Origin of the sequence: Sedimenticola selenatireducens, assembly GCF_963675335.2 — a bacterium.
Classification (GTDB): domain Bacteria; phylum Pseudomonadota; class Gammaproteobacteria; order Chromatiales; family Chromatiaceae; genus Sedimenticola; species Sedimenticola selenatireducens.
This window is the reverse complement of sequence record NZ_CAXXYC010000003.1, coordinates 1,328,859-1,351,906: the sequence shown is the minus strand read 5'-3', so window position 1 is coordinate 1,351,906 and position 23,048 is coordinate 1,328,859. Positions and strand designations below refer to the sequence as shown.

The following is a 23,048-nucleotide window of genomic DNA, read 5'->3' as shown; positions in this document are numbered from 1 at the left end:
CGCTCCGTCGCTAAAATCGGTACAGGTCAAATGCGAATACAGGCGCTTCCAGCACAATTAATTAACCAGATCGCCGCCGGCGAGGTGGTGGAGCGTCCCGCCTCTGTGATCAAGGAGCTGGTGGAAAACAGTCTGGATGCCGGCGCTACCCGGATCGATGTGGATATTGAGCAGGGTGGTGGAAAACTGATTCGGGTGCGGGATAACGGAGGTGGTATCCATCCTGAGGATTTGCGGCTGGCATTGTCGCGTCATGCCACCAGCAAGATTGCCAGTCTGGAGGAGCTGGAACGGGTCAGCAGCATGGGGTTTCGGGGCGAAGCACTGCCGAGCATCTCCTCCGTATCCCGTCTGAGCATCGCCTCCCGTGCAACCGGCCAGGAGGGCGGCTGGAGCGTCAGCAGCGATGGCGGCGATCAGTTTGTCGATCCGGTGCCCAGCGCCCACCCACAGGGCACCACGGTGGAGGTCCGGGATCTCTTCTACAACACTCCGGCCCGCCGCAAGTTCATGCGTACCGAAAAGACCGAGTTCGGCCATATCGAAACCCAGCTCAAGCGGCTTGCCCTGAGCCGCTTTGATGTCTCGTTCAGCCTCTCGCATAATCGCAAGGAGGTGTTCACGCTTCCCCTCGCCAGTCAGATCCTGGAGCAGGAGCGCAGGCTTGCCGGGCTGTTGGGGGCTTCGTTTCTGGAGCAGGTGATCCACCTTGATCGGGACCAGGCCGGCCTTGCCTTGCGTGGCTGGGTGGCGCGACCGGTCTTTTCCCGCAGTCAGGCCGATATGCAGTACTTCTACGTCAACGGGCGCATGGTCAGGGACAAACTGGTGACCCATGCCGTACGACAGGCATTCCAGGACGTACTGTTTCATGGTCGCCACCCGGCCTACGTACTCTACCTGGATCTTGATCCCCTGCAGGTGGATGTGAATGTACACCCGGCCAAACATGAGGTGCGTTTTCGTGATGGCCGAATGGTGCACGGGTTTATCTATAGCACCTTGCATAAGCTGCTGGCGGAGACCCGGCCCGGGCAGGAGATTGACCGGTCAACCGGGGAGATCCGCCAGGTGGAGGTGGATCAGCGAACGGTACCATTAGCCGCGGTCCCGCCTGCCTATCAGCGACCGTTGGGATTTCAGGTGCAGGAGCGCCACGCCAGCTATCAGCCCAGTTTTGATATGCAGCATCCGTCTCCGATGCCTCCGGTTACCGAAGGTGAAGCGGCGGCGGATGAAGTGCCACCGCTCGGTTTTGCCCTGGCGCAGCTGAAAGGAATTTATATTCTCGCAGAAAACGCATCCGGACTGGTGTTGGTGGATATGCATGCCGCCCACGAGCGGATCACCTACGAACGCTTCAAGCGGGCTTTGCTGGAAGGAGGCGTCAGTCGCCAGCCACTGCTGGTACCTGTTTCCGTATCTGTCAGTTCCAGGGAGGCCGATTTGGCCGAGGTCCAGCAGCCGCTGTTCGGTGAACTGGGCATGGAAGTGGATCGGCTCGGGGCAGAAACTCTGGTTGTCCGTGCCATACCGGTGCTGCTGCAGGGTGCGGATGCAGAAAAATTGTTGCGGGATATCCTGTCGGACATCGTGGTGCATGGTAGCAGTGAGCGCATCCGTGACGAGATAAATCAGGTCCTTGCCACCATGGCCTGCCATGGTTCAGTCAGAGCCAACAGACGCCTGACCATTGAAGAGATGAATGCCCTGTTACGGGACATGGAACGTACCGAACGCAGTGATCAGTGCAATCATGGACGTCCCACCTGGGTACAGCTCGACCTGACCCGTCTGGATAAGCTGTTTCTTCGGGGCCAGTAATGGGTGAAAAAACTGCAGACCAGGGACTGCCTCCCGCCATATTTCTAATGGGGCCAACGGCCTCAGGCAAGACCGAGTTGGCGATTGAACTGGTGCGGCACCTGCCCTGCGAGATTATCAGTGTCGATTCCGCGCTGGTTTATCGTGGCATGGATATCGGAACGGCCAAACCGGATGCCGCAGAGCTGGCCCTTGCGCCGCATCGGCTGATTGATATCTGTGATCCCACAGAGGCTTATTCTGCGGCACGCTTTCGGCAAGATGCCTTGGCTGAAATGGCCGAAATTAGCGCTACCGGACGCATCCCCTTATTGGTGGGAGGCACCATGCTCTATTTCAGGGCATTGGAATTCGGACTCTCCAGTCTGCCGGAAGCGGACCCTGAGGTTCGCGCAGAGCTGGAACGAGAGGCCGCCGCGTTGGGGTGGGAGAATCTGCATGAGCAGCTGAAACGCATCGATCCCGCAGCGGCGACCCGGATACATCCGAATGATCCCCAAAGAATACAGCGAGCCTTGGAGGTTTACCGGTTGACCGGACAGCCCATGTCCCTGCTGCAAGGGCAGGCGGAACGGCGTGCATTGCCCTATCGACTGGTTAAACTGGCCCGGGCTCCCAAGTCGCGGGCGGTATTGCATCAGCGGATTGCTGAACGCTTCAGCGAAATGCTGTCTAAGGGATTTGAGGCAGAAGTGCAGCAGTTGCTGCAAAAAGGTAGCGTGCGGCCGGAGATGCCCTCCATGCGTTCGGTGGGATATCGCCAGATGATCCGGTACCTGCAGGGGGAGTGGGACAGGGAAACCATGATTGAACGCGGTATTATCGCCACCCGGCAGTTGGCCAAGCGTCAGTTTACCTGGCTGCGTTCCTATCCGGATTTACACTGGCTGGACGAAGAGGCTGGGAATATTTTGCAACAAGCCTTGAAAATAGTCCGCTCAGGCCTCAGTTTTAGCTGACAGTGTGAGCTGTGTGTAAAAATATTGGCGAATTATTGGACTTTTTTCTGGTACAAGCTTGTACCATAAGCTATTTTTTAAATACCGACGCGATACTACAATAAGGAGAACTCCGATGTCTAAGGGGCAAAGTCTACAAGACCCTTTCCTCAACACGCTGCGAAAAGAGCGTATACCCGTGTCGATCTTCCTGGTGAATGGAATCAAGTTGCAGGGGCAGATCGAATCATTTGATCAGTTTGTGGTCTTGCTGAAAAATACGGTCAGCCAGATGGTATATAAACATGCCATTTCCACGGTGGTTCCCGCCAGAAATGTGCGTTTGCAGATGCCGGCCGGCGACGATCCGGTTGAACCTGGTAATAGCTGATCTATCAGGAGAAGTGACGACGATCTGCCGTTTGTTACAAGGCATTAACGGCAGGCGTCGTAAATTATCAGTGCCGAATCTGAAGGCTGGCATGATTTCGATATACAGGACCGCCATTATCTCCATCTTGTTCCGTGGCTTAGGATAGTGTGGGTTAACACCCGATTCAGAACAGATGCTGACCTTTAAACCTTCAAGAACAAAAGCCCATCTACAGTCCGCTTCAACCCAGACATTATGCCTTTGACAATTCGTTACCCAGGTTTAAATAAGTTTTCGGCTGGTTCCAGGGTCGGTTGGCCGATGATCCAAGCGATTGATGAGGTTTCCAGTGTTTGAACGCCCAAAAGTAGGCGAAAAAGCCGTTCTTGTTCATGTGGATATGGACATTAAAGCCGATCCTGAAGAGCTTGAGGAGTTCCGGGAACTGGTGGTTTCAGCAGGCGCCACGCCGGTCTGCTTAGTCACCGGAAGCCGCAGGTCGCCTGATCCACGGCTGTTCATCGGAAGTGGCAAGGCGGAAGAGGTTCGTGACCTGATCCAGGCGGAAGAGGCGGAATTGGTGATATTCAATCACGCCCTCTCTCCAAGCCAGGAACGCAACCTGGAGCGGGAATTCAAGTGCCGGGTGGTCGACAGAACAGGATTGATTCTGGATATTTTTGCCCAGCGAGCCCGCTCATTCGAGGGCAAGCTACAGGTGGAATTGGCGCAGTTGAGGCATCTTTCCACCCGGCTGGTGCGTGGCTGGACGCATCTTGAACGCCAGAAAGGCGGTATCGGTTTGCGTGGTCCTGGTGAAACCCAGCTTGAAACAGACCGGCGACTGCTTAATCATCGCATTGCGCAGATCCGCCGACGTCTTGAAAAAGTGGATAGTCAACGCAACCAGGGGCGCAAAGCCCGCAGCAAGGCTGAGATCCCGACGGTTTCTCTGGTCGGCTATACCAATGCGGGAAAGTCCACCCTGTTTAACCGGTTGACCGATGCGCAAGTGTATGCACAGGACCAACTGTTCGCTACCCTGGATCCAACGTTGCGCCGTCTGGACCTGCCGGGTGAGGGGGGCTGTATCCTGGCGGATACGGTGGGTTTTATATCCCATCTTCCCCATGAACTGGTTGCTGCCTTCAAATCCACTCTGCAGGAGACATCTGAGGCGTCGCTACTACTGCACGTGATCGATACGGCAAGTACACAGCGCGCAGTCTGTATTGCCGAGGTAAATGACGTACTGAAGCAGATTGGTGCGGATAAGATTCCGCAAATCGAAATCTACAATAAAATCGATCTGACAGAGACGGAAGCGCCTCGAATTGAACGAGGTGAAGACGGTCTGGTCAAACGCATTTGGCTGTCAGCGTTGAGTGGTCAGGGATTGGAACTGCTGAAACAGGCGCTGGCGGAATTTTATCATCAGGAACATGTGCATAAGTTATTGCAGTTACAACCTGCGGATGGTCGTCTACGCGCGCGGCTTTTTGAACTGGGTGGGGTCATCTCAGAGAAGGCGACCGATACCGGCGGGTGGGATATGGAAATCGATCTACCCAAGGTTGCCTATGACCGTCTGGTGCAGCAGGAATCGGTTTTGGAGAGTCGCCTGGTGATCAGTTAGTTGCATAAACTGATTCGCCGTTGCTCTTAGGTAATGTTAAGTTAAGAAAAATTCGCTGCCCGGATGTTTGTGAAGTATCCTCCGGGTATATTGTTTATTACGAGAAAGCACTGGAGTTATCGATGGCTTGGAATGAACCGGGGGGAGACAATAAAGATCCCTGGAGTGGCAAGGGTGGTGAACAAGGCCCACCTGACTTGGATGAAGTGGTCAAGAAGATGCAAGACAGGCTTGGAGGCCTGTTTGGCGGCAAAGGCGGAAACGGTGGCAACCGTTCCGGGGGCGGTCCGGTTTCCGGGCCCGCCGGGACCAAAGGGATAATCGGTCTGGTGGTCGTGGGTCTGGTTGTGCTGCTCGGGTTCAAGAGTTTCTATACGATCGCTCCCGCGGAACGCGGCGTGGTGTTGCGCTTTGGCGCCTACTACGAAGTAACCCAGCCGGGTCTCAATTTTCTTATCCCGGTCGTAGATGATGTGATCAAGGTAAATGTGGATCAAATCTCCACCTTTCCATCCAAGGAGACGATGCTGACCAAAGATGAGAATATTGTCGATATCGAGTTGACGGTTCAGTTCAAGGTGCAGGACCCGGTGGACTATCTGTTCCAGGACCGCGATCCGGACAAGACTATTCGTGACGCCACCGAAACCGCCCTGCGTGAAACAATTGGCAAGAGCAAACTTGATTTTATCCTGACCGAGGGACGTGGCTCGATCGCCAGTGACATCAAGCGGCGTATTCAGGAGTTGATCAGCTTTTATAAAACCGGTCTGGAAGTGACCAGCGTAAATACCCAACCGGCAAAACCGCCTGAGGCGGTGAAGAGTGCCTTCGATGATGCCATCAAGGCGCGCGAGGACAAGGCCCGGCAGGAGAACCAGGCGGAAGCCTATGCCAATGATGTGGTGCCGAGGGCACGCGGTGCCGCTTCACGTGTTACTGCTGCGGCAGGGGCCTACAAGGAACAGGTAATCGCGGAAGCCGAGGGTGAGACCTCACGTTTCCTGGCGGTGATGAAGGAGTATGAGAAGGCGCCGGTAGTAACCCGGCAGCGACTCTATCTGGAGACACTCGAACAGGTGATGGGTAATACCAACAAGGTGATTATGGACGTGAAGGCTGGCAATAGCCTGATGTACCTGCCCATCGACAAGCTGATTGAGGCAAGGCCTGACTCCTTGCGCAGTAGTTCCAATCCGCAGGCAACGATAAAGGAGCCGGTGGAAAACTTGCTACGTGAAGACAATCGTAGCAGGAGGGTACGTTAATGAATAATGGAAGGATTGGTGTTTTATTTGTCGGCATTATCCTGCTGATCGGATTGGTGGTCTCATCCCTGTTTGTGGTGAACCAGTGGGAGATGGCCATCAAACTGCAGTTTGGCAAGATAGTCGATTCAGACTATGAGCCGGGCCTCCATTTCAAGATCCCGGTGATCCAGAATGTGAAGAAGTTCGATGGCCGTATCCAGACCATGGACTCGAACCCGGAGCGGTTCCTGACCATTGAGAAGAAGGATGTAATCGTCAACTCTTACGCCAAGTGGCGCATTACCAATGCCGCGCAGTATTTCCGTTCAACCGGCGACAACGTGGCCAGTGCGACCCGGTTGCTGTCGGAACGGATCAATACCAGCCTGCGTGACGAGTTCGGCAAGCGCACCATTCAGGAGGTTATCTCCGGTGAACGTGCCGAAATCATGGCGCTGCTGACCAAGGATGCCGACGAAAAAGCTGCCGAGCTGGGGATCGAGGTCCTGGATGTGCGGGTGAAGCAGATTGATCTGCCAAAAGAGGTGAGTCAGTCGGTTTATGACCGCATGCGGGCTGAGCGTGAACGGGTCGCTTCCGAACTGAGAGCGCAGGGTGCGGAAGCGGCTGAAAGGATCCGCGCCAATGCAGATGCCCAGCGGGTGGTGATTCTGGCGAATGCCTACAAGGTGTCGGAGGAGACCCGGGGTGAGGGGGACGGCCTGGCGGCAGAAATTTATGCCAAGGCGTTTCAAGAAAATGAGGAGTTCTACGCCTTTTACCGTAGTCTCAATGCCTATGGCAAGACGTTCAACAGCAGTGGCAATATGATGGTGTTGGACCCTGACTCAGAGTTCTTCCGCTACTTCAGAAATGCAGAAGGCAAACAATAAAACCGGGTAATCTCCCCACCTGCCTTGTGGCGGGTGGGGAGTAGAGAAATGGACAATCAGGGCCTGGTTTGGCAGAATCAGCCCCCCTGTCCAAACAAATTCAGAATATTCTGGCCGGGTTGTCACCCCGGCTTTTTTTCGTCCAGGGATGGACTTATGCAGCGAAGCACAAAGAAGTGCGAGAGCGTAATTGGACAGCGATATGTGGCACGACTTGTGGATTGCCTTGGCATTGGTGATGGTTATTGAGGGAGTTATTCCTTTTTTAAGTCCTGGTGCTACTAAGCGTATGATGATGGCTATAGTCGAGATGGATGATAAATCCTTACGGATCAGTGGGTTGATTAGTATGATCCTGGGTGTGGTAACACTCTATCTCGTAAATTAGATTGAGAAAACAATGAACAATGCGCATTGGTTGTTGCCGGAGGGGATAGATGAACTGCTTCCTCCGAAGGCGCTCCAGTTGGAAAGAATACGCCGGGACCTTCTGGACCTGTTCGACAGCTGGGGATACGACCTGGTACAACCCCCTATTATCGAATATCTGGAATCGCTGCTGACAGGTACTGGTGGTGATCTGGATCTTCGTACATTCAAACTGACAGATCAGATTACGGGAAGGACCCTCGGTATCCGGGCCGATATCACCCCGCAGGCGGCGCGCATCGATGCCCATCAGTTGCGCCGGGAGGCGCCCACAAGACTCTGTTATGTGGGGACTGTGCTCAATACCCGAAATGACGATTTTGCAGGCTCGCGTTCTCCGCTTCAGATCGGCGCAGAGCTCTATGGCCATTCAGGTGTGGAGAGTGATCACGAGATACTTTGCCTGATGCTGAAGGCCCTGGAGCGGGCCGGTATCGACAACGTCTATCTCGACCTCGGTCACGTGGGTATTTTTCGCGCGCTGGCACAAGAGAGCGGTTTGGACAAACAGCAGGAGTTGGCCCTGTTCGATGCCCTGCAGCGCAAGGCGGTGCCGGAGATAGAAGCACTGCTGGATGGCTGCGAGCTTGAGGATGATGCGCGTCGGCGGCTGGCTTCACTGGCAAGCCTGAGCGGGGACGATGCCCTGGAACGGGCCCGAAAATCGCTTGCCGGCGCCGGTGCGGAGGTACAGTCGGCTCTTGAGCAGTTGGAACGGCTGGCGGCGCTGCTGGTGGAGCGGCGTCCGGATGTGCCGGTGCATTTTGATCTGGCCGAACTGCGCGGTTACCACTATCATACCGGGGTTGTATTCGCGGCCTTTGTGTCCGGACTGGGGCAGGAGATTGCCCGTGGCGGGCGCTACGATGATATCGGCAAACTGTTCGGGCGGGCGCGTCCAGCTTGTGGTTTCAGCGCCGACCTGAAGATGCTGATGCGTCTTGGCAGTGCCAAAAACCTGAACGAAACGACCGGGATATTTGCTCCGGCGGAAGATGACTCGGCCTTGCGGCAACGAGTGGAGGAACTGCGCGCCGAAGGGCGCCGGGTGGTAATCGCATTGCCCGGTCAGACGGGTGATGCGGGCACGATGTATTGTGGGGAGGCCCTGGTAAAACAGGGTGATAACTGGGTTGTCAAGACGCTCTGAAGCCTCTGGCAAATCCGTGGAATCACGTATTGATGAGTACGAACATGGGTAAAAATGTAGTAGTAATCGGCACCCAATGGGGTGATGAAGGTAAGGGTAAAATCGTCGATCTGCTGACCGATCGGGCCGAGGCTGTTGTCAGGTTCCAGGGTGGTCACAATGCCGGCCATACCCTGGTGATTGACGGCAAAAAGACCGTTCTGCACCTGATTCCTTCCGGGATTCTGCGGGAAAATGTCCGCTGTCTCATCGGTAATGGCGTGGTCCTCTCCCCCAGCGCGCTGCTGGAAGAGATGGACGTGTTGAAACAGAACGGGGTGCCGGTTATGGATCGGTTGGGTATCAGTGAGTCCTGCCCGCTGATTCTCCCCTACCATATCGCACTGGACCAGGCGCGAGAGACGGCCCGTGGTAAGAAAGCAATCGGCACCACCGGGCGCGGTATCGGCCCCGCCTATGAGGACAAGGTCTCCCGTCGTGGTATCCGCTTTGGAGAGCTGTGCGATGTCGAGGTCTATAAAGAGCGCCTGCGCGAAGTGATGGAGTACCATAACTTCACGTTGGTCAATTACTTCAAGGCCGATGCAGTGGATTACCATCAGGTGCTGGATGAGTCGCTGGCCCAGGCAGAGATCCTGACCCCCCTGATTGAAGATGTGACCGGTACCCTGCACCAGATGCGTGCCGAAGGCCGGAATGTCATGTTCGAGGGAGCACAGGGCGCGCTGCTGGATATCGATCACGGTACCTATCCCTACGTGACATCTTCCAACACCACCGCCGGCGGTGCCGCCAGTGGCAGTGGCGTCGGCCCCTGCCACATCGACTACGTGCTGGGTATCGTCAAGGCCTATACCACCCGGGTGGGCGCAGGTCCGTTCCCGACTGAACTGTTTGATGCCGTGGGTGATCACTTGGGTCATAAAGGGCACGAGTTTGGCGCCACCACCGGACGTAAGCGCCGCTGTGGCTGGCTGGACGCCGTGGCCCTGAAGCGTTCTCTGCAGATCAACAGCGTTACCGGCATGTGCATCACCAAGCTGGACGTGCTGGATGGCATGGAAACCCTGAAGATCTGTGTCGCCTATAAGCTCGATGGCCGCGAAGTGAGCGTCCCGCCGGTGGGCGCGGACGGTTTTGAGAAATGCGAGCCGGTGTACATGGAGATGCCGGGCTGGAACGAGTCAACAATTGGTGTATCCAGTGTCGACGGACTGCCGGAGAACGCCCGCAAATATCTGCAAAAGATCGAAGAACTCACCGACACGCCGGTGGATGTGATCTCCACTGGACCGGACCGCAAGGAGACCGTGGTGGTGCGCCATCCGTTCGATGCCTGATGCGGTTGTCGCATTCTGAGTAGCGCAACGGGGCCGGTCAGGCCCCGTTTTTTCTTGGCGCGGCAGAGCTGGTGCTTTGCGGGTTAAATTGCGATAACAGTACACATCCACCCACCAAGCCTGTACAATCCCGCGGCTTCTTCATATCCTGACTCCATTGAGCTTCTTCGGTGGATCCAACACCCTCCAGAGGTTATCACTATGGACTCCGCACCGGCTATTGCAGGTTTCGACACATTTGGCCTAGCGCCAGCCGTACTCAAGGCGATTCAGGATCAGGGCTACGAGACCCCGACCCCCATCCAGGCGGCCTGTATCCCCGAACTGCTGGCCAACCGTGACCTGCTGGGCCAGGCCCAGACCGGCACCGGCAAAACCGCCGCCTTCGCCTTGCCGCTGCTCAGCAACCTCAGTCTCGGATCGCGTGATCCCCAGATTCTTGTCCTCACACCGACCCGTGAACTGGCACTGCAGGTGGCCGAGGCGTGCCAGAGTTATGCCAGGCATCTGGGAGGATTTCATGTCCTGCCGGTCTACGGTGGCCAGGGAATGAGCCTGCAATTGCGTCAACTGCAGCGCGGCGCCCATGTAATCGTGGGGACACCGGGTCGGGTGATCGATCACCTCAAGAGAGGCACGCTGAAACTGGGCAGCATAAAAAGTCTGGTGCTGGATGAAGCGGATGAGATGCTCAAGATGGGCTTTATCGATGAGATCGAATGGATCTTTGAACAGGCCCCTGAACAGCGCCAGGTGGCGCTTTTTTCCGCCACCATGCCGGATTCGATTCGCAAAGTGGCAAAAAAATATCTGCGCGATCCGGTTGAGATCAAGATCAAGTCGAAAAGTGAGACGGTAACGGCGATCGATCAGGTCCACTATGTGGTCAGTCGCGACCACAAGATGGATGCGATGACGCGCATCCTGGAGGTGGAAGAGTTTGATGGCATGATTGTATTCGTTCGCACCAAGCTCGCCACGGTCGAGGTGGCCGATAAGCTGGAGGCGCACGGTTTCGCCGCCGAGGCACTTAATGGCGATATGAATCAGGCGATGCGCGAACGCACAGTTGATCGGTTGAAGCGGGGCAAGCTGGATATCGTGGTCGCTACCGACGTGGCGGCGCGCGGTCTGGATGTGGAGCGCATCAGTCATGTGGTCAATTACGATATTCCAAATGATCCCGAGTCCTACGTGCACCGTATCGGGCGAACCGGGCGGGCAGGGCGCAAGGGCAAAGCGCTGCTGTTTGTCCAGCCCCGGGAAAACCGCTTGCTGAAGGCTATTGAACGTTCGATTCGGCAACAGATTCCGGCCATGGAGCTGCCTTCCGCGGGCGATCTGAGCGAACACCGGATTGACCGTTTCACCACGCTAATCCGGGAAACCCTGACGCAACAGGATCTTGATTACTATTATCAGCTGATTCATCGGATGACTCAGGAACAGGAGATGAGTGAGCTGGACATTGCGGCGGCGCTCACCTATCTGGGGCAGAAGGAGCGGCCGTTTATTGTCAAGGAGGTGGCGGATTCCGCTGCCAGGCGCACCAGGGCGAAAAGTGGAAAAGAGCCGGGGACCTATCAGGCCGCAACTCCACAGGACAAGGCAAAGCGGAAACCCAAGACCAAGACAGAGCGGGGATCCCGCAAGAGTGATGTCCCCATGGAGACCTATCGTCTGCAGGTGGGCTCCAAGCACGGTGTGACGCCCCGTGAAGTGGTCGGCGCTCTGGCCAATGAGGCCGGATTGGATGGTGCCTATATCGGCCAGATCCAGATTGCCGAGGATCACACCCTGGTGGATCTGCCCGAGGGAATGCCGGGCGATGTGTTCAAGCATCTTCAGCGTGTCTATGTCTGTAACCAGCCGTTGCGGCTGAAACCGGTAAAGCCGCACCAGGCGGGCACAAAGGCCCAGCCGGACAAGGCCAAAAAGGCGAAGAAACGTGATAAAAAACCGAAGCATAAGAAAACGGCACCACCGGCTACCGGAGTCTGATGCCGGTTTCAAGTGGCCTGTGGATCGACCATAAGGAGCGGACAAAGTCCCCGTTACGATAAACATGGCAATGTTGCGGGTCGAACATGAGCGGGAGGAGCGAGTAATGAAAAGTGTACTGATGATGCTGACGGCCGTGCTGATATATACGGCCACGGCCGATGCCCTGGAGGTGAACATCACCCGGGATATCGGGCAGTTCCAGGTGACTCATGGCCAGCAGCAGATCACGATTGTGCGCAAGCAGGATCGCACATCAACCATTTCTCCCGACTTTGCACTGACTTCCCGGCCCTGTCCGCCGTTCTGCGCCCAGCCGATGCAGGTTGCGCCGGATGTCGCCACCATCGGTGAAGTTGAATTGGTCGCCTTTATGCGTGAGCGACTGGCCGATGGCACAGGCATCCTGATCGATGCCAGAACGGCCGACTGGCATGCCCGGGGCACCATACCCGGCTCGGTGAATATCCCGTTTACCAAGTTGAATCCGGGGCAGGGCGCCGATGACATTACCCTGAGTGAATCGCTCAGCCAGCTCGGGGTGGGGGAAGGGGACGATGGCTGGGATTTTTCCCAGGCCAAACAGGCCGTGCTCTGGTGCAATGGCCCCTGGTGTGGCCAATCTCCGACCGCTATCAAGGGGCTGCTCAGCATCGGCTATCCGGGCGACAAGCTGTTTTATTACCGGGGTGGCATGCAGTTGTGGCAGGTGTTTGGACTGCCCGTCGTTACACCCGAGGGACAGTTGATCGAAGAGTAGACGCGGATTGTCACAGCAGATCTGATTGCTTGGATTTGGTCTGGCAGACTGCCAGTTATTATCCAACCCTGGTCAAGCTATCCGTCTGCTTTCAGCCATAGCGGTCATTCGGCTAACCAACGTTACGGGCTGAAACCATCCAATAACTGCCGTTCATATCGACGCTGTTCTTGTTCGTGAAAAATAGATCAGTCCCGAATGGCGATAGAGTCCAAGATTCAAGACTTGACGCCCGTACCAGTGTTCGCTGCCGCCATGCCTCATCCTCAAAACCTGTAGAAACCCAGTACCTCTTTAAATGATTCTCGCAAGAGCGGCTGGGCATGTTCCCTAAACCATTCAACCTCTTTCTTAAATTCATCACTCAGTTGCTTGTACTGCGCCTCTAATTGGCCTTGCTTATAGCCAATCCGCTCAGATAACGGCTTTGCGAGGCTTTCCTGCATATTACCGGCACTCCAGTGCATATGGTGTATATTGTACGCGCGCTCTTCTATTGGCTGAATTTTCTGGTAAATCGATTCTGGTAGAAGAAAATATGCTTCATCTAGCGCAAGCTCGAGCTTTGAAAAAACCTCATGCTCATCTCGTTCTTCATCCAAGTAGCTCGTAACTTGGATGGCTTCGAGAAGCACTCGGTAAACATCGAGCCTTCTCTGGTACAGCTCTACTCGAATCTTCGCCTTATTGGCCTGGAACTGTTGCCAAGCAATAAACACGCCGGCAACAGCTACTATCGGTATAAACAGTCGGGAGACTTCTACGGCCATTTCCATTGTCACGTGCTGACCTCCTTACTACAGCCTCAATGTTGTGCTAACGGGTTGCTTGCAGCCTGTTCCAGCGAGTGAAAATGAGTGAAGTAGATCTTGTTAAGTGCTTCGCTCAATAGCTTTGCTAGCCTCGATGACTAGGTGTTCACGCAAGCGTGTGAGTTCCTCCACGCCAAGAATGGCCCGCACTTTCTTCTTGACGGCCTCTACCGCATATTCTTCATTTACTTCTTTCGATTCGTCAATGCCCAATATCTCAAGGAACAGATCATGGGAGCGCTGAATGACGATGGTTCTTTGCTCTGCATGGTTTGGGCTGTCCGTTGTGCTACGAATAAACTGAGAATCTGCACCTAGCTTTCGGATTGCTTTTTCAAATATTTGGAGCTTTTCGTTTATTGCATCTGTCAACCAGACCGCGTACTCCAGGCGCAACTCGTGAAGATTTTCCGCGTGGGTCAGAGCTTCTGGGGTGTTGCCCTTTCGAAACAGCGTGCTTACTGAAGCATGAATTTCTGCCATATACTTTTCGCAGAACTCAACATGTTTATCGAAGGCCGTGTTTGCCATATGTGATGCCGCGCCAAGAGTGAACTTGGACTGATTGTTTTGAATTTCTAATTGTTTCTCATGAGCGGCTTGGTCCCTAAGCAGCTGAAACAATGCCGAAAGTAAAGCAACGACTCCTGGTGAGGCGACAACCGCCTTCAAAACATCTTTTGCAGGAATTATCCACGCGGCACCGAGTGACAATAAGAACACGGTCAAAAGTATGCCGTAGGTTTTTGGATCGTGCTTCAAGATTATTGCACTTAACGCGGTGCACAACCGCCGGAGGTAACTGGCGCCTTTTGTGCGGTCGTTTGCACATAAGGTGACAGTTTCAAGAGGTCGGTTCGCTTGTTAGAGTTGTGATTCAAGGTACACGTCCGTTGCTTTAACCAGTTCTTTGATGAAATGTATATGCTTGCGCATATCATCCTTTGTAACAGGATGGGCAACTGGCTGCCCAACCACTGGCCTCAGTGACCGGTGTGCAATATCTCCTCGCTTTTTTACAAGGCGATTTAGTTCACTCTTAGCCTGCTCTTGATTGCAATGGTTCCAAGACCATCCTTCAGTTACATCAAGGCTTAGATATTTTTTAAATATTGACCTGACGCGCTCTACGTTCGGTGAATGGAATGTTTTGAGATCCACTTCTAAAGACTGTTTATAAAAGATCTTAAGTCTGTCTTCATCGCGGCTTTTTTCACAGGCAGTATGCACCGCCTCAGCAATTCTATCTTCGAAGTATGTTTCTAGTGCGGCCAAAGCCATTACCAGACTTGCTCTTTTTAGCACTTCTATTTCTGGCGGTGGAGGCTGCTTATTAAGAGTGTCAAAATTCTGCATCAAATCAATGGAATCCTGAATCGCATGGGAAAAATTTTCAAATGTTTGCGACGGCATATTTAAAAACTCTAACGATTAATGTTGAGTGGCTGGTGCAGAACGGAGTGAAGCAATCGGTCCACATCAACGGGTTGTTCTATGTTAGCGGATAGTTATGGAGTGAGGCATCCCGCCCATAGAAGCTCATTCCTTTGTACTCCCGAGTTTATCAGCCGACATCCTTGTTGAACAGCCACAAGATGAACGGCAGGTATATGTCGATTAGAGCCGTTTAGGGACTGATCACAATTGTCTGCTCTGGTCACACTGCGAGCTTTTCGATCTGACACTAACTGGCAGATCGGGTGTGAATTCAATTACTACACCTCAGGCGCGAGAGATAAATTTTCCGGTGCCGGTATTGATCTTGACTATTTCACCGGGTTCCAGGTATTCAGGTACCTGGATCTCCAGGCCGGTGGTTAGGAGGGCAGGTTTTGTCCGTCCGGTGGCGGTGGCGCCCTTGATGCCGGGAGCGGTGTCGGAAATGGTGAGTGAGACGGACTGGGGTAACTCAATGCCCAGCAGTTTGCCGTCCACGATTAACGCAGTGATGCCCTCCAGTCCCTCGGTCAGGTAACCGACCTGATCCTCGATGTCCTCCCTGTTAATGGCATACTGGCTGTAGTCCTCCATATCCATGAAGACATACTGCTCGCCGTCCAGATAGGAGTACTGAACCTGGGGACGCAGGCAGTCGATACCTTGTAGCAGGTCGTCCCCCTTGTAGGACTCGTCCAGCTTCTGACGGGTCTGCAGGTTGGTGAAGCGGATCTTGTACAGGGTGGCGGCTCCACGGGATGAAGGGCTTTTCGTTTCAACCTGTTTTACCACATGGGGTGCGCTATTGATCTCGACAATGACGCCTCGTTTTAAATCACACGCTTTCGGCACGACGATGCTCCGCAAATAGATTCGAGGCGGCGATTATAGCAGATGGCGCGTTGGTGGAATCGGTTTACCGCACAAGGTATTAACGCGGCTTTGGTTGGGAAACCTCAACTCAGGCATGGCCGGAAAGCAGGTGATCGAGGGCACTGGCGTTGCCCATCAGGTCAGCCAGCGTGTACTTTTCCAGCACTTGATAGAATGCCTCCTGTGCCTCGGTCAAGACGCCTGCCAGGCGGCAGGCGGGCAGTATTCTGCACTGGCTGCTTTCGGGACTGAAGCACTCTACCAGAATACTGTTCTGCTCTGTCTGCCTGATCAGCAGACCGATGTTGATCACATCCGGACTCAGTGCCAGGCGAATGCCACCTCCTTTGCCCCGAAGTGTTTCGATATAACCCTGTTGACCCAGGTAATGGACTACCTTGGTCAGGTGGTTATGGGATACCCCGTAGCTGGTCGCCAATTCACCCACGGTCGCCAGCTTTTCCCGATCAAGGGCGAGGAATATAAGCACCCGGATGGTGTAATCTGTAAAGGTTGTCAGCCGCATAATGAGGTGCCTTTAATATGTATTTAACATGTTGATTATCTCAAATCGGCGTGCTAGATTAAACATGCAAATCATATATAGCTTATGGAATCATCCAACATGAAAGACAACTCCACCGATACGGAGATTACCCGCGAGGCTGTTTATAACGCCCTGCGGGGAGTCATTGATCCCGAGGTCGGGATCAATATTGTTGAGCTGGGACTGGTATATGACGTGGTTGCCGATAGCGACAGGGTTGAAGTGTCCATGACCCTCACGTCCCCGGCCTGCCCGATGGGTGCTCACCTCGCCGATGAGAGCAGACAGGCAATTCAGGCCATAGTGCCCGCTTCAGTGGTTGTGGATGTCAGGCTGGCCTGGGAGCCGCCCTGGAATCCGGAGATGATGTCGGATGAGGCCAAACAGCTATTGGGTTGGAAATAGTATTGTTTAATAGAACTGGAGACCGATGATATGAGCACGCCAACAGCAAAGAGCACCGTGGATGTCAGAACCATTGAGCCAAGATTTCGCCATCCGATTATTTTCAACACCTTTGAGGAACTGCAGCCGGGAGAGTTTTTGCTGCTGGTGAATGACCATGATCCGGCACCGTTGCGCTACCAGTTTGAGGCGGAACGCGCTAATCAATTCGCCTGGGAGTATATTGAGCAGGGGCCTGAGGTGTGGCAGGTGCATATCACCAAAAAGGCCGCCTGATTAACCTCAGCAACTGTTTGCAGGGTGATGTTTATGTGGAGTGATCTCAAACCCGTTTACCGGTATCCGATTCTGATACTCGGTATGTTGTCCTTGGTTTTCGGTGTGCTTGCCGGCCTGGCCAGGTTGGGGTTGGCCGTTCCACACATCGCCCTGCAGCAGGCGGCCCAGCACGGTGTGCTGATGATTCCCGCCTTCTTCGGTACGGTAATCGGACTGGAGCGGGCGGTGGCGATCGGCCAGCGTTGGGCCTATCTTGCCCCGTTGTCGACTGGTGCTGCGGGTATTGCGCTGTTGCTGGGTGCGCCGCCGGTTATCACTCTCGCTCTGTTAACGCTGGGTAGCCTGCTGTTTCTGATCGCCTCGATCAAGGTGCTGCGCATCCAGCAGGCGGTACATAACTGGATCCTGCTCGGCGGAGCCAGTGGACTGTTTATCGGTAATTTTTTGCTTTTGAATGGCCAGGCGGTGAGTCAGGTGCTCTACTGGTGGATTGCATTTCTGGTGCTGACCATTGCGGGTGAGCGACTGGAGCTGAGTCGTCTGGTGATCCGGGATCAGCGCAAGCGCATGGGGCTCGCCCTGTTGTCGGTGATGCCGTTGGCCGGTACAGCCATTGGGATGTTCAACCCGTCCTTGGGCTTGACCCTGTTTGCCCTGGGACTGGCGGGTATCGGCACCTGGCTGCTGCTGTTCGATATTGCCAGGCGGACAGTCCGTTTGACTGGACTGACCCGTTTTACCGCAGTCTGTATGCTGGCCGGTTACGGCTGGTTGTTGCTGTCCGCGCTGCTGTTCCTGGGAATGGCCCTGGAGTGGGGCGGTATCAGTCGGGATGCCGCTCTGCATGCCATCTTTCTCGGTTTCGTCTTTTCCATGGTGATAGGCCACGCCCTGATCATCTTTCCGGCGGTGACCCGGCTGAAGATTCCCTATTCGCCAGCTTTCTACTTCCCCCTGCTGCTGCTGCAACTATCGCTGCTGCTACGCATCGTCGGTGGCCTCGGCGGCAATGCCGACTTCCTGATCCAGGGCAGCATCCTGAATGCCGTGACACTGGCGCTGTTTATACTGACACTGGTCTGGAGTATTCTGCGTGGACAATTGGGACAGGCCGGCAGGGCGCCGGATCCCGCAGCAAGCCGGACACCACCGGATACGGAACGATTTAGCTGAGTGGTGCGGATTGAATTGGTGGGCGCGCCTGGGATCGAACCAGGGACCCCTACCGTGTGAAGGCGAAAAAATGCCCATTTTCATCAATGCCTTATCTCATAACTGATTGATTTTGCTTGATTCGCTATTAAGTGGAATTAGCGGTAATAAAGGGTTAGGATTTACAGAGGATTTACAAACTCTGAAATCAGGGCCGCCGCCATGCAGAAATTACTCAATCAAAGGGTTGCAGATTCAGCCAAGCCAAAAGCCAAGCCTTACCAGATTCATGATGTTGCTGTCCCTGGCTTAATGCTGCGAATCCAGCCAACCGGGACCAAGACCTGGAAGCTGATTCAGAACCGTAAGCCCCGCACCCTGGGGCGATCCCCTGTAATGACTTACTCAATGGCCGCCGAGAAAGCCTTGGCGATCCTGAGGGGCGAGGACCCAGATGCAGCACCGGAGCAGGAAGAAGCGCCGGAGGTTATGACGTTTGGCCGATATCTGACCAAGCACTATTGGCCGTTTCTGGAGGCGAACCATAGCAAGCCGGAGGAGTCACTTAGCCGCCTGAAGCGGTTCGGATTCGATGACAAGCCACTGGAAGAGATCCGGCTGGCTGATGTCGAGACCTGGCGGACCAAGAGCCAGACGGCAGGCAAGGCACCCTCAACTATCAACCGGCGAACAAATGCCCTCAAAGCGTCCCTTCAGCGTGCTGTTGACTGGGATCTATTGCCAGACAACCCCTTGGCCCGACTGAAGCCGCTGAAGGTCGATAGGCGGCCCGTGGTGCGTTACCTGTCACCGGAGGAGGACAAGCGACTGCAAGATGCCCTCAGGGACCGGGATACCCTCAGGCGGGAGAAACGGAAGAGCGCCAACACCTGGAGAGCAGAGCGCAACCAGGAGCAGATGCCGGAGTTTGGCGAGTACACCGATAACCTGACTCCCATGATCCTATTGGCGCTGAATACAGGATTGCGCCGCGGGGAACTATGGAAACTCCGCTGGGGTGACGTTGACCTGAAACAGAAGATCCTCACGGTTCACGGCAAGGGGGCGAAGTCGAAGCAGACGCGCCACATTCCACTCAATGCAACAGCCTTGCATGTCCTGAAGGCACATCGGGGCGACGTGGCGCCGATGCCACCCAACCCGGTGTTTGGTCAGCATGAGTTCAAAAAGGCGTTCGCGGCAATCCTGAAAGCCGCCAAGATCGAGAACTTCCGATTCCACGACACCCGGCACACCTTCGCCAGCCGGCTGGTTATGGCTGGAGTTCCACTGAACACCGTCCGGGAGTTGCTGGGGCATAGCTCGCTGGAAATGACCCTGATCTATGCACACCTGGCGCCGGACAACCTACGCAACGCGGTGGAGCTGCTGTCATGACAGAATACGAAATCGCAGACCTACTTAATAGTTTCCTGGATACTCCACCGGACAAAATTGACTGCGCTACTATCGAGATAATGCAGATTTATATTAGGTCCAGGGTTGAAATTCTTGTAGCCGATTTATTGCCTCCCCATTACTACGATCCAGACCCCAATCAACCGACTATTTTGCATGCTCAAACAGCGTTAAATGGGGACCCCGAAATTGCGGCAAATCTGATGGAATACATCGCGACTACCGATCAGGAGGATATAGATCCGGATGTGATCGAATATTACATTCGAGGCGCTGCAGCCAAAATCACGCGAAATTTAAGACAAGGGAAGGCGCCAGGGGCCGACAGGGCATTCGGGCTCACTCGGCCTAATACCAGGGATATCGATAAAATAATGCGTTATTCCGATATTTGCACCAAGATTGAGAATCTCCGTAGAAACGGAGCCACAAGAGATGAGGCGATCGCGGCGGTTGCGGTTGAAATCGATAGGAAGCGTGACACTGTCGAGGATATCTATAAAGCGCATAAAGCGTGGGCAACACCTAAAGGAAGGCTGAAGGCGTTTCTTCGGCAAGATAACGGGGGGTAAAAAAAAGAAAAAAATTTACCCCTTCCGGCTTTCAATTATGTGTTTAATATCCCTTATCACTACTAAATACTGACAGTGGTGATAAAGATGAACAGAACCTACTCACAACCCACCGGTACATCCATTGGTGATTGCAGCGTTACCGAAACCTGCACGTGGCTGAACTGCACCCCACCAACCGTTTATAAGCTCCTGGCAAGTGGCGACCTGGAAGGATACAAAATAGGCCGCTCCCGCCGAATTACCCGAGAATCTATCCAGCGTTTACGTTCCGGCAACAAGGCCACCGCCTGAGAATCCCCAAATGAAAAAAGCCCGACCATTAGGCCGAGCTTCGTTTGGGGATAGCTGTAATCACGTTGACCACAAGATTATAGCATCCCCACGACGCTTTCCAAGGCCACCCCTGACCCTGAGTGCAATTGTCGCGCGCTACGCGGCGCAGCGATGCCCGAGAGGCCCGTATTACACAGCGCTGCCAGAGGACCTGATAGAGGATCGTCAGCAGTGAGTAATAAAAGCCTCACGTGGGCCTGGTCGCAGAATCTTAAGCCGGCACCCAAGCTAGTATTGCTCGCGCTTGCCGATCATGCAGACGACAGTGGGCTTTGCTGGCCGTCTCTTGTTCGCATTGCCGAAATGACCGGAATAGATCGCAGCACAGTAACCAGGAGCCTGGCCACGCTCGAGCAGCACCACCTGATTGCCCGAGATAGAAGCGCAGGCGGTCCGGGAAAATCCACTCGCTATCGGATCGGAGAACAGATGCAAGGCGCACCAGTTAAACAGGTGCAAGAAACACCTGATACAGGTCCTAACAGGTGCGAGAGATCACATAACAGGTGCGAGAGATCACAAAAACAGGTGCGTCACGCACCCCGAACCATAAGGAACCCCCAAGAACCCCCAGAGAGAGAGCGCAAACGCGCCCACCCTCTACCTGATACCTTCACTCTGACCAGTGCAATGCAGGCATGGGGGAGTGAAAAATTCCCGGCTGTGAATCTCCAGCAAGAGACCGAGAAGTTTGCCGACCATGCACGAGCGAAGAACCGCAAGTTGACAGATTGGGTTGCGGGCTGGCGGAACTGGATCAGACAAGCGCATGACTACCAGCAGGCCCGCGGTAGTTCAGCGCCTCATGTTGCCCCGAAACAAATATCGGAGGAGCTGTTTTGAACAACATTGGATTCGCGGAGCTGAATGTTTTGGGCGCCATGATGCTGGACCCGGACATGATCGACCCTGTTAAGGCGGTCTTGACCGAAGCAGATTTCGCAGCCGGCCCGAATCGGAAAATCTGGCGAGCTATCCACTCTCTGCGGGATCGGGATATCCCGGTTGATGTGCTGTCGGTGCTGGATGCGGTACGAGGCGAGCCAGGGCGAACCCTAGTTTCTAATTACGTTCGCAACACCTACGCACCCCAAAACGCTGTGCTGTATGCCGAACTGGTCAGAAGCGAGGCAATCAAGCGCGAAACTCTCCGCTATCTGCAGGAAACCATAAAGGGCGCCGGCAACCGGGAGGCCGCCGAGATCATCGGCGACGTGCAAGCGAAACTGGAGTCACTGATGCACAGGGGCACAGGCAAATCCAAATCGTTCGCTGAAGCCTTTACGGCAGCCCTGGAGGCGATAGACGAGGCCGGCGCTACCTCGGGCCCTGTCGGCGTCCCTACGGGTCTCTATCCGCTGGATGACCGCATAGGCGGACTGCAGGCGCCCCGGCTTGTGGTGATCGCTGCTCGACCTTCTATCGGCAAAACCGCACTGGTCAATCAGATCACCCTGCATGCAGCAGCACAGGGGCACGGTGTTGGCGTCTGCAGCCTGGAAATGGGCGAGGCCGAGCTTGCTATTCGTGCGATGGCCAACCGCTACCAGGTGAACGGGACCGCGCTGGCGTTTGGCAATGATGCAGAGATAACTGCCCTGATGCACAAGATACCAGGCAACCCGGTGAAGGACCTGCCGATCTGGATTGATGCGGATAGCTATAGCCTGCCGGCTATCACCGCGCGGATCTCGGAATGGAAGCGTAGGCACAACATCGGGCTGGCGGTTGTTGATCACATCGGATTGGTGGAGGTGGACGGCCAGCGCAGCGCGAACGACAGAATAGGCGCTGTCTCCAGGGCCTTGAAAAAAACGGCCAAGCAACTGCAGATACCGGTGATTGCTGTCAGCCAGTTGAACCGGAGCGTCGAAAAGGAGAAACGATATCCGACCCTGGCCGATCTCCGAGACTCCGGATCAATCGAGCAGGATGCGGATATTGCCATATTCCTGCACGCAGAGAGCGAAGGGGACCGGCTGATCCCAATGCACCTGGGACTGCTCAAGAACCGGTCCGGCCGGAAGGGATGGCTTCGTGAGAAGTTCATCTTTAATGGGCCAACGCAGACATTCTACGTGGAGGGCCGGTGGTGATGCTCCGGGTCCTCCTGCCCATTCTGGTACTCCGGGGGTACGTGCGCCCCGGTTGTCGGCTAAATTTCGCCCTGGAAACCACTTCCACCACTACAGGTAAAACCATGAGTCAGAAACCCATGAAGCGAGTAAACAAGGCAGGCGGCTATCACCTGCTGGAGCTAACACAAACTGAAATGGCTGAGTGGTTCGGGGTCGATCGAACGACCGTCACGCAGTACCAGCGCGACGGAATGCCATTTATCCGCGGCGGACGAGGAAAGGCGAACTTGTACGATGCCTTCGTCTGCCTTCTGTGGAGGATGGGACGAGATCAAGCGAAGAAAAAAGGCCTATTAAGGCTTCCGGCGCTGACATACATCCTGTCCGCCTGGCTTTGCGGTGAGCGCGAAGAAGATCCCCTCGACTGGATGCCAAGAGCTCGCCACCTGGCCGAGCGAATAGATTTGCCAAGTGATGACGCGATGTACCTCCACTGCCTGGCTACCGCGATGAATATCGCGGGCCATATCAGATAATCAAGGAA

Annotated in this window: 25 protein-coding genes; 20 read left to right on the top strand and 5 right to left on the bottom strand. The window is 54.8% G+C overall.

Features of this window, described 5'->3' with window-relative positions; all coding sequences use genetic code 11:
• Nucleotides 1-30 precede the first annotated feature (30 nt).
• The 11 genes from mutL to ACHZBF_RS09910 all read left to right on the top strand — a co-directional run bounded on the left by mutL (nt 31) and on the right by ACHZBF_RS09910 (nt 12,594).
• Entirely contained in the window at nt 31-1,824 is a 1,794-nt protein-coding gene (gene mutL / locus ACHZBF_RS09960) for a DNA mismatch repair endonuclease MutL (RefSeq protein ID WP_321528331.1), read from the top strand.
• Nucleotides 1,824-2,783 (top strand): tRNA (adenosine(37)-N6)-dimethylallyltransferase MiaA, encoded by a 960-nt coding sequence (miaA, locus tag ACHZBF_RS09955; RefSeq protein ID WP_321528330.1) that lies wholly within the window; start codon nt 1,824-1,826, stop codon nt 2,781-2,783. The genes mutL and miaA overlap by 1 nt, the downstream gene beginning before the upstream one ends.
• Before the next feature lie 115 nt (nt 2,784-2,898).
• The gene (hfq, locus tag ACHZBF_RS09950) at nt 2,899-3,153 is read left to right on the top strand and encodes an RNA chaperone Hfq (RefSeq protein WP_029134427.1); all 255 of its coding nucleotides are present in this window, start codon (nt 2,899-2,901) and stop codon (nt 3,151-3,153) included.
• Between the two features lie 331 nt (nt 3,154-3,484).
• A complete protein-coding gene (gene hflX, locus ACHZBF_RS09945; RefSeq protein WP_321528329.1) occupies nt 3,485-4,771 on the top strand; it encodes a ribosome rescue GTPase HflX in 1,287 nt (428 codons plus the stop codon).
• A 122-nt stretch (nt 4,772-4,893) separates the two neighbouring features.
• Nucleotides 4,894-6,039, top strand: a complete 1,146-nt coding sequence (hflK, locus tag ACHZBF_RS09940; protein WP_029134429.1) for an FtsH protease activity modulator HflK — start codon at nt 4,894-4,896, stop codon at nt 6,037-6,039.
• Nucleotides 6,039-6,914, top strand: a complete 876-nt coding sequence (hflC, locus tag ACHZBF_RS09935; protein ID WP_321528328.1) for a protease modulator HflC — start codon at nt 6,039-6,041, stop codon at nt 6,912-6,914. Before hflK ends, hflC begins: the two co-directional genes overlap by 1 nt.
• Before the next feature lie 202 nt (nt 6,915-7,116).
• Entirely contained in the window at nt 7,117-7,302 is a 186-nt protein-coding gene (locus ACHZBF_RS09930) for a DUF2065 domain-containing protein (RefSeq protein ID WP_029134431.1), read from the top strand.
• A 12-nt stretch (nt 7,303-7,314) separates the two neighbouring features.
• Nucleotides 7,315-8,493: an ATP phosphoribosyltransferase regulatory subunit gene (locus ACHZBF_RS09925; protein WP_321528327.1), complete on the top strand. Its 1,179-nt coding sequence runs from the start codon at nt 7,315-7,317 to the stop codon at nt 8,491-8,493.
• A 44-nt stretch (nt 8,494-8,537) separates the two neighbouring features.
• Nucleotides 8,538-9,833, top strand: a complete 1,296-nt coding sequence (locus tag ACHZBF_RS09920; protein WP_273439576.1) for an adenylosuccinate synthase — start codon at nt 8,538-8,540, stop codon at nt 9,831-9,833.
• Nucleotides 9,834-10,034: 201 nt separating this feature from the next.
• Nucleotides 10,035-11,834, top strand: a complete 1,800-nt coding sequence (locus ACHZBF_RS09915; protein ID WP_321528326.1) for a DEAD/DEAH box helicase — start codon at nt 10,035-10,037, stop codon at nt 11,832-11,834.
• A 106-nt stretch (nt 11,835-11,940) separates the two neighbouring features.
• Nucleotides 11,941-12,594: a rhodanese-like domain-containing protein gene (locus ACHZBF_RS09910; protein WP_321528325.1), complete on the top strand. Its 654-nt coding sequence runs from the start codon at nt 11,941-11,943 to the stop codon at nt 12,592-12,594.
• A 266-nt stretch (nt 12,595-12,860) separates the two neighbouring features.
• On the opposite strand, the gene ACHZBF_RS09905 is transcribed toward ACHZBF_RS09910, so the two are convergent.
• From ACHZBF_RS09905 to ACHZBF_RS09885, 5 genes are all read right to left on the bottom strand, one after another.
• On the bottom strand, nt 12,861-13,376 hold the full coding sequence (locus ACHZBF_RS09905; RefSeq protein ID WP_321528324.1) for a hypothetical protein: 516 nt from the start codon (nt 13,374-13,376) through the stop codon (nt 12,861-12,863).
• A gap of 90 nt (nt 13,377-13,466) precedes the next feature.
• Nucleotides 13,467-14,168 carry a hypothetical protein gene (locus tag ACHZBF_RS09900; protein ID WP_321528323.1) on the bottom strand — a complete coding sequence of 234 codons (702 nt, stop codon included), beginning with the start codon at nt 14,166-14,168 and terminating at the stop codon, nt 13,467-13,469.
• A 102-nt stretch (nt 14,169-14,270) separates the two neighbouring features.
• A complete protein-coding gene (locus tag ACHZBF_RS09895) occupies nt 14,271-14,819 on the bottom strand; it encodes a HEPN domain-containing protein (RefSeq protein ID WP_321528322.1) in 549 nt (182 codons plus the stop codon).
• Between the two features lie 309 nt (nt 14,820-15,128).
• Nucleotides 15,129-15,695 carry an elongation factor P-like protein EfpL gene (gene efpL, locus ACHZBF_RS09890; protein ID WP_321528321.1) on the bottom strand — a complete coding sequence of 189 codons (567 nt, stop codon included), beginning with the start codon at nt 15,693-15,695 and terminating at the stop codon, nt 15,129-15,131.
• A 109-nt stretch (nt 15,696-15,804) separates the two neighbouring features.
• Nucleotides 15,805-16,242, bottom strand: coding sequence for an Rrf2 family transcriptional regulator (locus tag ACHZBF_RS09885; RefSeq protein WP_037375688.1), 438 nt, complete (start codon nt 16,240-16,242; stop codon nt 15,805-15,807).
• Nucleotides 16,243-16,341: 99 nt separating this feature from the next.
• On the opposite strand from ACHZBF_RS09885, the gene ACHZBF_RS09880 reads away from it, so the two are divergent.
• The 9 genes from ACHZBF_RS09880 to ACHZBF_RS09840 all read left to right on the top strand — a co-directional run bounded on the left by ACHZBF_RS09880 (nt 16,342) and on the right by ACHZBF_RS09840 (nt 23,040).
• A complete protein-coding gene (locus ACHZBF_RS09880) occupies nt 16,342-16,668 on the top strand; it encodes a metal-sulfur cluster assembly factor (RefSeq protein ID WP_029134318.1) in 327 nt (108 codons plus the stop codon).
• 30 nt (nt 16,669-16,698) lie between these two features.
• Nucleotides 16,699-16,944 carry a DUF2249 domain-containing protein gene (locus tag ACHZBF_RS09875; RefSeq protein WP_029134319.1) on the top strand — a complete coding sequence of 82 codons (246 nt, stop codon included), beginning with the start codon at nt 16,699-16,701 and terminating at the stop codon, nt 16,942-16,944.
• 84 nt (nt 16,945-17,028) lie between these two features.
• The gene (locus tag ACHZBF_RS09870; RefSeq protein WP_321528320.1) at nt 17,029-18,120 is read left to right on the top strand and encodes a hypothetical protein; all 1,092 of its coding nucleotides are present in this window, start codon (nt 17,029-17,031) and stop codon (nt 18,118-18,120) included.
• 375 nt (nt 18,121-18,495) lie between these two features.
• The gene (locus ACHZBF_RS09865; RefSeq protein ID WP_324293077.1) at nt 18,496-19,497 is read left to right on the top strand and encodes a tyrosine-type recombinase/integrase; all 1,002 of its coding nucleotides are present in this window, start codon (nt 18,496-18,498) and stop codon (nt 19,495-19,497) included.
• On the top strand, nt 19,494-20,090 hold the full coding sequence (locus tag ACHZBF_RS09860) for a hypothetical protein (protein ID WP_321528319.1): 597 nt from the start codon (nt 19,494-19,496) through the stop codon (nt 20,088-20,090). Before ACHZBF_RS09865 ends, ACHZBF_RS09860 begins: the two co-directional genes overlap by 4 nt.
• 87 nt (nt 20,091-20,177) lie before the next feature.
• Nucleotides 20,178-20,384: a helix-turn-helix domain-containing protein gene (locus ACHZBF_RS09855; protein WP_394707565.1), complete on the top strand. Its 207-nt coding sequence runs from the start codon at nt 20,178-20,180 to the stop codon at nt 20,382-20,384.
• Nucleotides 20,385-20,537: 153 nt separating this feature from the next.
• Complete coding sequence (locus tag ACHZBF_RS09850; protein WP_394707564.1) at nt 20,538-21,269, top strand: helix-turn-helix domain-containing protein; 732 nt, start codon at nt 20,538-20,540, stop codon at nt 21,267-21,269.
• Nucleotides 21,266-22,522 carry a replicative DNA helicase gene (locus ACHZBF_RS09845; RefSeq protein WP_321528317.1) on the top strand — a complete coding sequence of 419 codons (1,257 nt, stop codon included), beginning with the start codon at nt 21,266-21,268 and terminating at the stop codon, nt 22,520-22,522. Before ACHZBF_RS09850 ends, ACHZBF_RS09845 begins: the two co-directional genes overlap by 4 nt.
• A 104-nt stretch (nt 22,523-22,626) precedes the next feature.
• Complete coding sequence (locus tag ACHZBF_RS09840) at nt 22,627-23,040, top strand: terminase small subunit (protein ID WP_321528316.1); 414 nt, start codon at nt 22,627-22,629, stop codon at nt 23,038-23,040.
• The last annotated feature ends 8 nt before the right edge of the window (nt 23,041-23,048 follow it).